At 48.1% G+C, this 12800-nt stretch carries 15 protein-coding genes and 1 tRNA gene; 12 read left to right on the forward strand and 4 right to left on the reverse strand.

Annotation, left to right across the window (positions count from 1 at the left end; all coding sequences use genetic code 11):
• Positions 1-175: 175 nt before the first annotated feature.
• A complete protein-coding gene (locus QUA38_RS22315) occupies positions 176-679 on the forward strand; it encodes a hypothetical protein (protein WP_333095905.1) in 504 nt (167 codons plus the stop codon).
• 107 nt (positions 680-786) lie between these two features.
• Positions 787-1167, forward strand: coding sequence for a translation initiation factor (locus QUA38_RS22320; protein WP_333165682.1), 381 nt, complete (start codon positions 787-789; stop codon positions 1165-1167).
• A gap of 155 nt (positions 1168-1322) precedes the next feature.
• Here QUA38_RS22320 and QUA38_RS22325 read toward each other — a convergent pair.
• Together QUA38_RS22325 and QUA38_RS22330 are read right to left on the reverse strand one after the other, a co-directional pair.
• A tRNA-Ser gene (locus QUA38_RS22325) sits at positions 1323-1407 on the reverse strand.
• Positions 1408-1441: 34 nt separating this feature from the next.
• Positions 1442-2359 carry a TIGR04168 family protein gene (locus QUA38_RS22330; protein ID WP_333165683.1) on the reverse strand — a complete coding sequence of 306 codons (918 nt, stop codon included), beginning with the start codon at positions 2357-2359 and terminating at the stop codon, positions 1442-1444.
• 211 nt (positions 2360-2570) lie between these two features.
• Here QUA38_RS22330 and nadA point away from each other — a divergent pair, with 211 nt between their 5' ends.
• From nadA to QUA38_RS22370, 8 genes are all read left to right on the forward strand, one after another.
• Positions 2571-3539, forward strand: a complete 969-nt coding sequence (gene nadA, locus QUA38_RS22335; RefSeq protein ID WP_333165686.1) for a quinolinate synthase NadA — start codon at positions 2571-2573, stop codon at positions 3537-3539.
• A 174-nt stretch (positions 3540-3713) separates the two neighbouring features.
• Positions 3714-4331, forward strand: coding sequence for a TIGR04282 family arsenosugar biosynthesis glycosyltransferase (locus tag QUA38_RS22340; protein ID WP_333165689.1), 618 nt, complete (start codon positions 3714-3716; stop codon positions 4329-4331).
• Positions 4332-4743: 412 nt separating this feature from the next.
• Entirely contained in the window at positions 4744-5460 is a 717-nt protein-coding gene (locus QUA38_RS22345; RefSeq protein WP_333165692.1) for a TIGR04283 family arsenosugar biosynthesis glycosyltransferase, read from the forward strand.
• Positions 5461-5574: 114 nt separating this feature from the next.
• Positions 5575-6084 (forward strand): photosystem I reaction center protein subunit XI, encoded by a 510-nt coding sequence (locus QUA38_RS22350; protein WP_172191067.1) that lies wholly within the window; start codon positions 5575-5577, stop codon positions 6082-6084.
• 57 nt (positions 6085-6141) lie between these two features.
• Positions 6142-6258, forward strand: a complete 117-nt coding sequence (locus tag QUA38_RS22355) for a photosystem I reaction center subunit VIII (protein ID WP_293127047.1) — start codon at positions 6142-6144, stop codon at positions 6256-6258.
• 337 nt (positions 6259-6595) lie between these two features.
• Positions 6596-7150, forward strand: a complete 555-nt coding sequence (locus tag QUA38_RS22360; protein ID WP_333070012.1) for a hypothetical protein — start codon at positions 6596-6598, stop codon at positions 7148-7150.
• 138 nt (positions 7151-7288) lie between these two features.
• The gene (locus QUA38_RS22365; RefSeq protein WP_333165694.1) at positions 7289-8176 is read left to right on the forward strand and encodes a hypothetical protein; all 888 of its coding nucleotides are present in this window, start codon (positions 7289-7291) and stop codon (positions 8174-8176) included.
• A 187-nt stretch (positions 8177-8363) separates the two neighbouring features.
• Entirely contained in the window at positions 8364-9071 is a 708-nt protein-coding gene (locus tag QUA38_RS22370) for a DUF2996 domain-containing protein (protein ID WP_333165697.1), read from the forward strand.
• A gap of 207 nt (positions 9072-9278) precedes the next feature.
• On the opposite strand, the gene QUA38_RS22375 is transcribed toward QUA38_RS22370, so the two are convergent.
• Together QUA38_RS22375 and QUA38_RS22380 are read right to left on the reverse strand one after the other, a co-directional pair.
• The gene (locus QUA38_RS22375; RefSeq protein ID WP_333165699.1) at positions 9279-10100 is read right to left on the reverse strand and encodes an alpha/beta hydrolase; all 822 of its coding nucleotides are present in this window, start codon (positions 10098-10100) and stop codon (positions 9279-9281) included.
• 85 nt (positions 10101-10185) lie between these two features.
• Positions 10186-10911 (reverse strand): lysophospholipid acyltransferase family protein, encoded by a 726-nt coding sequence (locus QUA38_RS22380; RefSeq protein ID WP_333165701.1) that lies wholly within the window; start codon positions 10909-10911, stop codon positions 10186-10188.
• Positions 10912-11328: 417 nt separating this feature from the next.
• On the opposite strand from QUA38_RS22380, the gene QUA38_RS22385 reads away from it, so the two are divergent.
• Complete coding sequence (locus QUA38_RS22385) at positions 11329-11643, forward strand: hypothetical protein (protein WP_190741078.1); 315 nt, start codon at positions 11329-11331, stop codon at positions 11641-11643.
• Between the two features lie 129 nt (positions 11644-11772).
• Positions 11773-12800 (forward strand): FAD-dependent oxidoreductase (locus tag QUA38_RS22390; RefSeq protein WP_333165703.1); only part of this gene is annotated, 1028 nt, incomplete at its 3' end.

Below are 12800 nucleotides of genomic sequence, written 5' to 3' on the forward strand. Positions count from 1 at the left end.
CATGATTAAATAGAAACGCAATACCGTACCTGCGCTGTTGATAAATTCTCAGCAACTACTTTGGTCAAAATTGCTTCGAGAAATTAATTTACTCTAAAAACTGTTAGCAGCAGCTCAGGTTCCTCAACCTCGCCAGAACACATCCTACCTATCATCCCGACAATTCGGAGCGGCAATGAACACAATCAAACCCGAACCTCAAAGATCGCGCTTCGTGGCTCTGCTGCTGACAACGCTGCTGACCTTTCCCTTTGTGAGTGCTTGCGGTTCTAGCGAGCGAACTTACGCTCCTCCGCCTCCTGTTGACGATACTCGCGCTGGAGGAGTGCAAACTAATCGCGGCTCCGCTCCTTCCCCACAAGCGAAAAAAGGACTGAGCAATGCTCAAAAAGTAGGGATTACTTTAGCAGGAGCAGCGGCCCTTTACTACCTCTACAACCAGCATAAAAACAAGCAACAACAGGGGCCGCAGGGAAAATATTACCTTTCCAAAAACGGTCGCGTTTACTACCGCGATGCCCAGAATCGCGCTCACTGGGTAACGCCACCGCCGGGAGGAATTAAAGTTCCGGAGTCCGAAGCAATGCGTTACCGGGAATTCCAGGGCTACAACAACCAAAATACTGGTCGAGACCTTACTAGCTTGCCGGAAGCTACAGCTCCTGTTCCGGCCCAGTAGCCTAACGATTTGAGATTTTAGATTACCCGTTGGAGATTTTCAATTAATTCTGGGATTCCTAATCTAAAACACCAGTTTTTCACTACATAAAAAAGAGGAACTTTATCATGGTAGACGGATTTTTTCGGAAGTTAAAAGATGCGATTGTCGGGCCCGACAGCGAGCAATTAGATCCTGACGGTAATTACCAAGATCCCTCAAATCCCGGACAGTATGGCAACGCGCGTCCGGCCAGCGAAGACCCCTACGGCGACCCCGCAGACTACGGAGAGTACGGCGACGTGAGTCCGGCCAGCGAAGACCCCTACGGCGACCCTGCAGAGTATGCAGGTACTGACTACGGACAGTTCGGTAACGTGAGTCCGGCCAGCGAAGACCCCTACGGCGACCCCGCAGACTACGTAGCGGATGCTGGAATGTTCGGCGACGTGAGTCCGGCCAGCGAAGACCCCTACGGCGACCCGGCGGATGACGAAGAGTTTAGTTGAGTAAGTTAGCTAGAAAAATTACCTGGTAAGCAACAGCACCCCTGCGGGGGTGTTTTTTTTTTGGGGAAATACCATGAGTGAGCGAAATATGAGCGGAAAACGGAACTCTTGAGGGGGCGAATCTGAAACCCTTAACGGACAAGAGAATTGTTAAACGGAGAGGGTGGGATTTGAACCCACGGAACCTTGCGGTTCACCTGATTTCAAGTCAGGCGCATTCGACCACTCTGCCACCTCTCCGGGCGAATTCATTTTATCATACCAGCAATTGTCTCTAACTACAAATAGCTGCAGATTCAGTGTGCCGATAAAGAATTTGTTCTCTTTCTACCGCAAAATCTGCGCCTACCCATACCAGAGACACTTCCGACACTGCTCCATTTTCCAGCAGGACGATCGAGAAATTCCGCAGTTTCGAGCACTCTTTCTCCACAATTCGCGGTACGCTGGCCGCATTCAAATACACCGTACCCTCCGCACTCACCTCCAGCGACTTCCGCAACTCGTGCTTCGTGTGCCGCAGTTTGTGGTGCATATGACCAAAAGTTACCAGAGGTATGTGCTTCCCAGAACTCCGAGTTCGATCGATCGCCTCGGCAAAATCAGGGTCGCCCCAATCCCCTCCCAGCGGCTTCCAATCTCGCCCGCATGGGTCTTCAGGAGCCTCTCCCAACCCCGTCGGGCCCGTGTGACCCAAAAAAATCAAATTTTCGCAATCGGCATCCGCCGCAGCCGCTGCTATGCGCCGCGCCGACTCCTCAAAACTTTCTACCCCAAACCACTCCGAGTAAAAATCCCCGTACTTCCACTCCGATCCCCCCCAAGTAAACGGGCGGCTTCCCACCACAGTTACGCCCAATTCTGGAAAATCCCGTTTCCCGTAACCGACGTGAGCTTCTCCCATTAAATCTAACTGCTGTTTTACCCAATTTTCTTGAGTGCGATCGTAAGGGCACTGACTGCGGCCCCACTCCGTCGCCGTGTACCAAGCGTCGTGGTTCCCAAACACCGCTGCCTTCGGAATGTCCAATTGAGCGATCGCCCGCACCACCTCCACCGACTCATTGCCAAAATCCCCCACAAACAGCACCAAATCAACGCCCAGATGCTTCAGGGCCTCGCCGTCTTCAGGTTCCCAGCGATCGTGAACGTCCCCCACCACCGCAATTTTGATAGATTTAGCTTTATTCATGTGATTTGTCATGTGCGATCGATCCCTAGCCCCTTCTTACTCAGCATAAGAAACAGCGACCAATTTTTGCACTCTCCCGCAGCATATTTTGGATTTGAGATTTGAGATTTTAGATTGACCCCACTGAACAGCCAGCACTTTTTGGTGAATTCAACTATAATTCAAAATACACTTTAGCTGTCTTCGCCACCTTCCCCGGAATATTCTAACTGTGTTTACCACCGCACCTGCTCCGAACTTTACTCAAACCCGACTGCCCCACGACTTGTTTGCAGCCATTAACGCCCTCAAACAAGAGTTAAACGCCGTCATTCTCGCCCACTATTACCAAGACTCCGAGATTCAAGACATCGCAGACTTCATTGGCGACTCCCTAGAACTTGCCCGCAAAGCCACCAACACCAGCGCCGATGTCATAGTTTTTGCCGGAGTTCATTTCATGGCCGAAACTGCAAAAATTCTCAATCCAGACAAATTAGTATTGTTGCCAGACTTAAATGCTGGATGTTCCCTGGCCGACAGTTGCCCTCCCGAAGCCTTTGCAGCTTTCAAAGCCGATCGACCAGGACATTTGGTAATTTCCTACATTAATTGTACCGCCGCAATTAAGGCAATGAGCGATATAATTTGCACCAGTTCTAACGCTGTTAAAATTGTCAACCAAATTCCCAAAAATCAGCCGATAATTTTTGGACCAGACCGCAATCTCGGTCGCTACGTCATGGAACAAACGGGGAGAAACATGGAGATCTGGCAAGGAGCTTGCATGGTCCACGAAAACTTCTCAGAAAAAAAGATAGTTCAACTCAAAATCGAAAATCCCGATGCCGAAATAATTGCCCACCCAGAATGCGAACCTCCTGTGCTGCGCCACGCTAATTATATCGGCTCTACCACTGCTTTGCTCAAATATTCTCAAGCTAGTTCCAGCCAAGCTTTTATTGTTGCGACTGAACCGGGAATCATTCACCAAATGCAAAAGCAAGCTCCGCACAAACGTTTCATCCCCGCTCCTTCCACCAATAATAACTGTGCTTGTAACGAATGCCCGCACATGAGATTAAATACCTTGGAAAAATTGTATCTAGCTCTGAAAAATCAAACCCCTGAAATTACCATGCCCCTAGATATTCAACTAGCAGCTTTGCAGCCCATCCAACGAATGCTAGAAATGAGCTAACCGCTGGCTATTTTTCAGTAAATACATTGTAGGCTGGGTTGGACGCGGCGATTAAATTAAGTCCTCGCCTAACCCACCAACATCGATCGGCAATCGGTGAAGCAGTTGTTGGCTCTTTCTCTTCTCTTCCTCTGCGCCTCTGCGGTTCCTTCCTTTAAAACTCCTGAACGATAAATGATGTCCGAAAAACTGATTGTTTTCACTCGCTACCCCGAACCGGGAACAACCAAAACTCGACTAATCCCGGTGCTGGGAAAAGCAGGTGCTGCCAACCTTCACCGCTTGATGGCTCAACGGACGATCGCCTGCGCTCTCTCTCTCCAAAAAGCCCGCCGATTATCCGTAGAAATTCACCGAGCCGGCGGCAGCCAACAACTGATGCAAGAGTGGTTGGGAAATGATATTATTTGTCAAAATCAAAGAGACGGTGATTTGGGCGCAAGAATGACAGCAGCGTTTCAAAAATCTTTTAATTCAGGGGTTGAGAAAACTGCAATTATCGGCACTGATTGTCCTGGTTTGAAAGCAGAAATCATGGCACAAGCTTTTGAGGAATTGAGCCAGCACGATTTAGTTTTGGGTCCTGCCAAAGACGGAGGTTATTATCTGATCGGGCTGCGGCGATCGATACCGGAATTGTTCGGTGGCATTCAGTGGGGAAGTAGTGAAGTATTGGCTTGTACGCGGGCGATCGCCCAAAAGCTAGACCTCAATATTGCTTATCTTCCCACTCTTGCAGATATCGATAGACCCGAAGATCTCCTCGGTTTAGATATTAATATATTAAAATAACTAAACTCTGTTTAAGAAAGCTATTTTATTAGAAAGTGTCATCTATAATTTTATAAAAAATAATTGATTTTGTAACTAAAAATTCATAATATAATAATTATATTTGTCTAACCAAATGTTGAATATCAGTAGTAGTTATACAGCGCCTGGGACTATTGTCCCAGGCGCGAGGAAACACCAAAAATTAGCAACTAATAGCTCAGCTTTGTAGGAAACCCGTCCTGTGAGATGAAAGCGAAATGTAGGGGCTATCTCGTCGTAAAAAATGAGCAACTGATAGCTCAGCTTTTTACAAAACTCGCCCTCCCACCTTAAGGCCCAATGTAGGGGCTATCTCGGCGTAAAAAATTGGCTCTCATAACAGATAAACTTTTTACAAAACCCACCCTCTCTCACGGGTGCTTAATTCTGTATGTCGCTAGAAAATCCCTATCTCAAAATTTCCATTATCATTCCAGTCTTAAACGAAGCACCTACAATTGCCTCAGTCATCTCCAGCGCCCTTCAGGCCAAAAATGTCGAAATAATTGTCGCCGACGGCTGCAGTAGCGACGGTACAGCGGATATAGCAAAATCTTTGGGCGTCCGAGTTATCTCCACCGCCCCAGGCCGCGCCACCCAAATGAATGCAGGTGCTTCTGCTGCTACAGGAGACATATTGCTGTTTCTCCACGGAGACACTCTTTTGCCTCGCGGGTACGACGATAGCGCGCGTCGGGTACTAGCTAACCCGTCTGCTGTAGCGGGGGCCTTTGAACTCAAGATTGACGCCTGCAGGCTCAGCCTCCGGCTGGTAGAAAGAGGGGTAAAGTGCCGATCGAACTTTCTGCAAATGCCGTACGGCGATCAAGCGATTTTCCTCAACGCAGTTACCTTTGAGAAAATCGGCGGTTTTCCCGACTTGCCCGTTATGGAAGACTTTGAATTCGTGCGACGGTTGAAAAAACAAGGCCGCATTGAAATAGTAACCCAGGCAGTCCTGACCTCCGCCCGTCGCTGGCAGCAGCTTGGGGTCCTCAAAACCACCACCATTAATCAAATAGTAATCATCGCTTATTTCTTGGGAGTGTCGCCCGATCGACTCGCTTTCTGGTATAAGAGGCAAAAGAAAAATTCTTCCAAAAACTAAAGAATAGTGAACTTTTCTAAAGCTTGCTGCCAATTATGCAAATAGGAAACACCTCCCTGCGTAAAATATGACTTGAACGCCTCAACTTTATTAAACTGCGAGGACAAACAGAATATGGCCGATCCCAGAGATGCAGAGCTTATTAAACCCTTTAACGGCGACCCCTTCACGGGTCATCTAGCCACCCCCATCAGTGCTTCTGACTTCACAAAAGCATTTATTGGGAACTTGCCTGCCTACCGCAAAGGACTCTCGCCCCTAGTTCGAGGTCTAGAAATCGGTTTGGCACACGGTTATTTCCTCGTCGGCCCCGAAATCGTCTTCGGGCCCCTACGGGATTATCCAGAAGCAGCTAATCTTGGCGGACTAATTACAGCCCTCGTCTTAGTTCTGCTCGGCACACTAGGTATGTCTGCCTACGGTTTAGTCTCTTTCAAACAAGACAACACCAGCTACCCTAGCGCTAATCCGATGACTCCCGATTCCCTCAGAAATGCTGAAGGGTGGAGCCAGTTAACCGCTGGTTTCTTCATTGGCGGGATGAGCGGCGTCTTTGCTGCTTACTTCTTACTGGAAAACTTTAACGGCGTTGATGCCATTTTCCGGGGTTTAGTCAACAATTAGGCTTCACTCCCCAATATCCCTGTTGGAACACACTAACTTTAGTTTGGAGAATTTGATATGACAGGTTCCTACGCTGCTTCTTTTTTGCCGTGGATTTTGATTCCGCTAATTACCTGGCTGATGCCGGTTGTGGTAATGGGTTTGTTGTTTATCTACATTGAAAGCGACGCCTGAGCCTTATCTCTAAAGTAAGACCTAAGTTGGAAAGCCGAAGTAAGACGATTGATGAACAATTGCTCTGAAATTTCTAGATTAATCTAGGGAAAATCAGCAAAAATTGTTTTGAGATTTCTGGCTATCAGAAAACTTAGTTTCTTTACCCCCATCCCCAGAATTTATCTGTGGAGCAATCTTTCAGTTTTCTTCCTTCAAAAATCGTAATTGCAAAAAAATCCTCTGCCTGCAGGTAGAGGATTTTTTTGCAAAGAAGACAAATAATCCGCTCAGACCACACAAATTGCCCAATTCTGAGCCACAATTGTTATGGAAACCTACTAATGAGGAGACAGCGATGCAATTTTCCCCCGCACGCCGCATCTTAGCTCCATTCCTGATCTCGGTACTGCTGTTAGTGACCGCCTGCGGTCAAACCCAAGCCCCCTCCCGCTGGGACAAAGCTCAGCAGGAAAGCACCCAAAAACCTGGTAAGGCACAGCAGACAACTGCTGATAAATCAAGTGCTAGTAATCAAAACCTGCCTAAGAAGGCAGTTGCAGGCGGTAAGTTAAATAAATACTTCCCGTCTTCGGGCGGTGGATTCGATCGCGTTTTTGCTCAAGAAAAATCCGGTTTTGCTGAAGCTAAGCTGAACAAAGACGGAAAAAATGTCGCGGTTCTCTCGATTAACGACATCGCCGGCAACCCCAGCGCAGGTGCAAAATTCCAGCAAAGTACCAAGCAAATCAGCGGCTATCCCGCTGTTAATCAGGGTGCTAATATCACTGCTGTTTTAGTGGCAAATCGCTATCAGGTGAAAGTTCAATCCCGCAACCCCTCTTTTACCGCTAGCGATCGCGAAGCTTGGCTGTCAAAATTTAACCTCGGCGGTCTCGCTCGTCTCAAGTAGCAACGTCTTTTGTCACACTTCGCGCCCGACTCCAGTCTGGCGCTATTAGAACTAAGTCTGCCAGAATGAGACTGTGAAGTTCTTGGCATCTGCCAAAAGTAATACCTTTGATTTTCGTTCCAGCAAAAGGAGTTTTTTGTGAGCAAAACAGTCTTTGAATTAGTCGATACACTGCCTCAAGACAACATGACTGTCAAAGCCCTGCGAGCGCTTGACTTTGTGGTTCCCGGTGAGTGGAACAATTTAGTTGGCTTTGAAAATACCATTCGCACCGTTACTGGCGAAACAGACGAAGAACTAATTCAGCAAATTGGCGAGCGCGCCATCTACCTCTTCAACGATAAGTCTCAGGGCTATCAACGCGCTCTCTGGCTGTACCAAACTATTGACAGTGCCGACAAGGCTTTGGGCAGTGCGGCCCTCGCTAATAAAGTTGCGGAAAATGTCTCGTTTTTGTCGTTCCTCGGCAATATCACTCCCAAGGCTGAAAAAGCTCAAACGATCGATCTGTCTTTGAAATTAGTCACAGAGTTGCTAGCTTTTTGCCAAATTAACGGCCTTCCCGGCGACAGCATTGGCGATTTTGCTGCTTCCTTGGGCGACTACGGCGGCGAATCCCTGATGCGGATGGCTGCTTTGGTTTGTTTTGACGGTTTGATTCCCCTGGGGCCGGACTTTATCATGGCAACTCAGTCTTGGATTGAAAAGCTCTCCCCGAACGATTTGCAAGATAATTCGGCCTTTAAGTCGATCGGTGGCATGATTCCTGGGGGTTCTCCCGCAGGTCAACTTGGCTTTATTGGCGAAAGCTTTAATTCAGTTTCCGGCTGGATGAGCTCTTTTGTGAGCGATCGAGGTTTGACTCCTCAGAATGTACTCGGCCACTTGCAGAGTTTTGTGGAAATTTCTGCTGACAAGGTGGACTACGTGGGCGCATTCCTCGATATGACTACCAACTACTACGAACACACCGGCGTTCAAACTCTCGCCCGCCGTTTGATTGAACGAGCTGTCGCTGAGATTTAGAATAACCAAAGGAGTTGTGATGTTTGCCGACGATAGCCCTCTGAGAGTGTTTTGAGTTCAAATTTTTTGGAACGAGTAATTCTCTCTCGCTTGGTTTTCGATAAACAGTGGGGGCGATCAAAAAAGTCGATCGCCCCCACCTGCACTCACAACTCGTTTTACCCATCACTTTTAAAAGGAAGCGTTAATGCCAGAAGAACCGCAAAACCCTACCACTGGAGAATTGGAAACTCCCAGTGCTTCGATCGAGAACGCCTCGAGTTCCGACACAGCCGAGACAACCGACTTACCCAGCACTGACAAGCCTCAGCCGGCTGCTAAAAAGCCCAAAGAACCGAAAAATCCTACCGCTGGAGAATCGGAAACTCCCAGTGCTGCGATCGAGAACGCCCCGAGTTCCGACACAGCCGAGACAACCGACTTACCCAGCACTGACAAGCCTCAGCCTGCGGCTAAAAAGCCCGCAGCCAAAGCCGAAGGCGACAAGCCACCAGCTAAAGCTAAAAAGGAAAAAGCACCTGCTGTTGAAGACAAGCCCTTTGCGGAATTTATTCAACAAGATTATTTGCCCGCTTTGCAAACTGCTTTGACTAAGCAGGGCGTTAAGGATTTAGAGGTGAGTTTGACCAAGCAAAAACTCCCCGTTGCCGGCATGAGTTCCGCCGGCGATTGCTGGCAGGTAATTGGTAAATTTCAAGAAGGTCAACGCCAATTTAACCTGTATTTTCCTCAAGAAAATATTCAAAGTCAAAGGGCGTTTTCCTGCGCTGAAAATAATACCAAAACTAGCACTTTAGAGCCTTTTTTGATAGATGAGCGCAAGGTAACACTAGACCTCATGGTGTTTGGCGTCGTCCAGCGACTTAACGCTCAAAAATGGCTAAATCTTAATTAGTTATTAGTTATTAGTCATTAGTTATTAGTCATTAGTTGCTGGCATTTAGGGAGTTATTAATGAGTGGCAGGGCGGGTTAATTGGGATATGAACTTTACCGATAGCCCAATCTCTAATTTTGCACCGACTTACTCCTACGTGAGAAGTCTTAGCTAATGACTATTAACTATAGCTAATGACTATTAACTATTGACTATTGACTAATAACTAATGACTGCTGACTAATGACAGATTTTCTTCGGATTTTGTCAAAAAATTGCGAGCTTGCATAATCGCAAAAAGGTCAACATCTGTTTCTAACAAACAAGCATGGCCGCTGTTAGCCAGCAGTACCATTTGAGCCTTGGGAATTACCTTGACTAAAAGCTTCGCTTCTGCTAAGGAAGGCAGCAGCCGATCCGCACCGCTAGCAATTACTAGCGTCGGCTGTTTGATGCCGCGCAACTGATTTTCGTCAACATTAAACGATCGCACTAACGCTAATCTCCACACAGACGTGTTTTGCGGTACTGCTTGCATCGCTTCTAGCAAAGCGCGGCGATCGTCGCGCCCAATCTTTCCTAATGATGCTAATATCGGCAATAAACCGATTACAGACAGCGGATAAAGGTTGGCCGGCAGCCACTGAGTCAGGTACGAACCCCACTGCACCCAAGGCTGCTGTCGAAAGGAAGAAGCTGGATTGACTAAGATTAATCGATCGCACAATTTGGGAGCTTCTAACATCACTTTCATCGCTAAACAGCCCCCAAATGACTCGCCACACAGATAAACCGGCCGCTTCGGCTTTCCGGCTTGCTTTTCGGCTTCAATTAAGGCAATTGTTTCCCCAACCAGTACGTCCCAACTAGGCCTATCGTCCGCAGGTAAAGTTAAGCAACGAATGTCGAAATGATTGGCTAATTTAGGAATTTGGGATCGCAGCAGCAAGCCGCCCCCGTCCATACCGGGCAAAAATACAAATAAAGGGCGATCGGGTTTCGGGGGTCTGGGGGTTAGGAAACGAACCTTATCGTTAGCATTTGCCATGATTCAAGTCAATCGATTTTAGATTTTAGATTTTAGATTGGAAATCTGACACCAGCCAATAGTCAATAGTCAACACTCAACAAACTTACAAACAACCTCGTTGGAGTAATTCTGCAATTTCGCCCTGACAGTGGTCTGTGAGTTCAGCCACAACTGCTTTGGCTTTTTTGCCTTGATATTGCTGCTGTCTCTCGACAGTAATCCAGTAAGGCCGGCCGATTAAAACATTAACTCGCTGATAAATTATCACAGGATGCCATCCAGAGCGATCGAACAGCGGTTCCGAAGGATCAAACAAACTCAACAACTTGAGCGGTACACCCGATCGTACTGAGTGTTCCTCAAAAGAACTAATCGCCACCGGCAACACTGCCAAATCCCGCACCGGTGCCCGCAAAGCCAAATGAGCAAATCCCCGCTGAAACTTCCCCACAGTATTCGGGCCAGTAAGCTTCACCATCGGTTCTGCACCCTCTGGAAACACCCCCACCATCTCCCCGCCTTGCAGCAGCGCTGTCGCTTGAGAGAAAAAATGCTGCTGTCGGTGTTCCGGTGCTTCCAAGGGGAAAGCGCCGAAAGTCGTGACAATTTCTCTCATCACCGGAACTTGACCCATGTAATGATGACAAGCAAAGCGGATCGATCGACCCAAAGCCGCCGTCAGCAGCACAGGATCTAAGAAACTGCGGTGATTGCTCACCACCAGCACCGGACTCTCCTGGGGAATCCGGTCTTCGCGGTACAGAAACATCTGCGTTCCCAAACCAGCCAGGAAACAGCGCGAAATCAGCAATTTGCTCTCTGAAAACATGGGCCAAAAGACAGGTGGGACACTATAAAGGTTGATTCCATTGCCATGCAGCTTAACATTTCTTTACCAAGTCGGGGCTCCCTCAAAAAGTAGACTTTCCCCTTATGCCTTTGTTTTGTAATCCTAGACACACGGGTGGCCATCACCTTGGTTGTTTCGCGTGTTTCCTTCTAGTCAGCCCGCCAAAACAGTAAAAAACCCGGTTTCTAGGCGTCGGAGTGCGATCGCCAACTGTTTCGGCAGAATTTCACAGTATGAAGCAAAGATATAGCAAGTGTTGTCGCAACTTATTAAAGAATGTTTACAACAACCCCAAAACCAAGTTGCGGCAGCTAAACTTAGAAATTTACAGTGGGCATTGACGCACTGTCAAAGTATTTTTGGACAAGTCGTAATAGCAATCTCGCGAGGCATCAAATGAATAACATCCAAAACTATCGCCTTAGATGTACGCTCACCTTTGGCGACATTTACGGTCAAATCATTGTTTGGCTGATAGTCATCTTCCTAAGTCTAGCGTCAGCACTCGCCTTGTGGAGTAGCGCCCGCCAAATCTTCGCCTTGGCTACCGTCGGCTTGATTTTAGTGCTGTCTCTGCCCTTCTTGCTGTTTGCTTTCGTTACAACTCTGCTAAATAACATTGAAGTGCTTGCTGTAGAACCCGGTACGGAACCTCAACCTTCTGCAACGGGAAATCAGTCGCTTCAGAACCCTGCCGAAAGCGCCGGCTAGTCCAATTTGAGATTTTAACTTTTGATTTGAATGGAAAATCAAAAGTTAAAAAACTTCCTTCTCTTTTGGTAGGAAGTTTTTTTTTGCGTCACCATAAGTTGAGCAGAACACTCAAAAGAATTCAAAAAAATGCTAGAACACGACGTAATCATTGTAGGCGGCGGTTTAGCAGGTTGCCGCGCCGCAGTAGAAATTGCTCGGACTGACCCCAGTTTAAAGGTAGCTGTCGTCGCCAAAACTCACCCGATTCGATCGCACTCCGTCGCAGCCCAAGGTGGCATGGCCTCCACCCTCCAAAATGTTGATCCCGAAGACAGTTGGAAAGCCCACGCCTTCGATACAGTAAAAGGTTCAGACTATTTAGCCGACCAAGACGCGGTAGAAATCCTCACCCGGGAAGCCCCCGGTGTAGTCATAGATTTAGAGCACATGGGAGTCCTCTTCTCCCGCCTCCCAGACGGCAGAATTGCCCAGCGCGCTTTCGGCGGACATTCCCACCGCCGCACCTGCTACGCCGCCGACAAAACTGGTCACGCCATCCTCCACGAATTAGTCAACAATCTGCGCCGCTGCGGAGTTCACATCTATCAGGAGTGGTATGTCACGCGCCTAATTTTGGAAGAAGGCCAAGCCAAGGGGGTAGTTATGTACCGCCTTCTAGACGGTCAAATTGAGGTTGTCCGTGCTAAGGCGGTGATGTTTGCAACGGGGGGTTACGGCCGAGTTTACAATACCACGTCGAACGATTACGCCTCGACGGGAGACGGTTTGGCGATGACGGCTTTAGCTGGATTGCCGCTGGAAGATATGGAATTCGTGCAGTTTCACCCGACTGGTTTGTATCCCGTGGGAGTGTTGATTTCGGAGGCTGTGCGGGGCGAAGGCGCTTATTTGATTAATTCCGAGGGCGATCGATTTATGGCGAACTATGCCCCGTCGCGGATGGAATTAGCGCCTAGGGATATTACCTCGCGGTCAATTTCCATAGAAATTCGCGCCGGCCGAGGAATTAATGTTGACGGTAGTGCCGGCGGCCCCTTTATCTACCTCGATTTGCGGCACATGGGACGCGAAAAAATTATGAGCAAAATTCCTTTTGCTTGGGAAGAAGCCCACCGTTTGTTAGGAATTGATGCCGTAAATCAGCCGATGCCCGT

The organism is Microcoleus sp. Pol12B4 (assembly GCF_036701385.1).
GTDB lineage: Bacteria > Cyanobacteriota > Cyanobacteriia > Cyanobacteriales > Microcoleaceae > Microcoleus.